Origin of the sequence: Variovorax cryoconiti (assembly GCF_051216395.1) — a bacterium.
Classification (GTDB): Bacteria; Pseudomonadota; Gammaproteobacteria; order Burkholderiales; family Burkholderiaceae_C; genus Variovorax.
The window spans coordinates 1-1,139 of record NZ_JBPJZI010000051.1 but is presented as its reverse complement, the minus strand read 5'-3'; the positions used below and the strand labels follow the sequence as shown (position 1 = coordinate 1,139).

Sequence of the window (1,139 nt, the reverse complement as noted above, 5' to 3'; positions counted from 1 at the left end):
CTCTCGGAGTTCGTCTTCGCCGCCGGCGTCAAGCTGATGGAATCACGCCGCCCCGACCTGATGTATCTGTCGACCACCGACTACGTGCAGCACAAGGCCGCGCCCGGCAGCCCCGCGGCCAACGCCTTCTACGCCATGATGGACGGCTACCTCGCGCAGCTCGATGCGCTGGGCGCCACCATCGTGCTCACGGCCGACCACGGCATGAACGACAAGCACGACGCGGACGGCGCGCCCAAGGTCATCTACCTGCAGGACGTGCTCGACGATTGGTACGGCACCGGCCAGGCCCGCGTGATCCTGCCGATCACCGACCCGTACGTGGTGCACCACGGTGCGCTGGGCTCCTTCGCCACCGTGTACGCGCCCGACGAGGCCCGCGTGCCGGGCTGGATCGACCGCATCCAGCGCCTGCCGGGCATGGAGCTGGTGCTCTCGCGCAAGGACGCGGCCGCGCGCTTCGAGCTGCCGCCCGACCGCATCGGCGACATCGTGGTGGTGAGCGAGCAGAGCACGGTCATCGGCACCTCGGCCAGCCGGCATGACCTGTCGGCGCTGGAAGTGCCGCTGCGCTCGCACGGCGGGGTGTCGGAGCAGCGCGTGCCGCTGATCTGCAACCGGCCCGTCACCGGCATTGCCGCTGGCCGCCGGCTGCGCAACTTCGATGCGCTCGACCTCGCGCTGAACCACGCCCAGTAAACCCGGAGTTCCCATGAGCCAAGCCATGTCGTTGAAGCCAGGCACCGTCCACAAGGAAGCGCTGCGCATCGCCGGAGAGAAAGTCTGGCGCGACCGCACGATCGAAGTCACCTACCCCTACACCGGCGAAGTGATCGCCACCGTGCCCAAGGCCACGCTGGAAGACGTGCGGGTGGCCTACAAGATCGCGCGCGACTACAAGCCCACCCTCACGCGCTACGAGCGCTACAAGATCCTGATGCGCGCGGGCGAACTCATCGCCTCGCGCCTGGACGAGATCTCGCGCGTGATCACGATGGAGTCGGGCCTGTGCCGCAAGGACTCGCTGTACGAGGTGGGCCGCGCTTCCGACGTGCTGCTGTTCGCGGCCAACCAGGCGCTGGTGGACGACGGCCAGGTGTTCTCGTGCGACCTCACGCACCACGGCAAGAGCCGCAAGG

General features: G+C 68.3%; 2 protein-coding genes. Both read left to right on the top strand.

The genetic code is table 11. From position 1 onward, the window contains the following. Positions 1–699, top strand: a 699-nt coding sequence (locus ACSFA2_RS25630; RefSeq protein ID WP_435458142.1) for an alkaline phosphatase family protein, incomplete at its 5' end; no start/stop codon positions are given. A gap of 13 nt (positions 700–712) precedes the next feature. Next, positions 713–1,139, top strand: a 427-nt coding sequence (locus ACSFA2_RS25625; RefSeq protein ID WP_435458141.1) for an aldehyde dehydrogenase family protein, incomplete at its 3' end; no start/stop codon positions are given.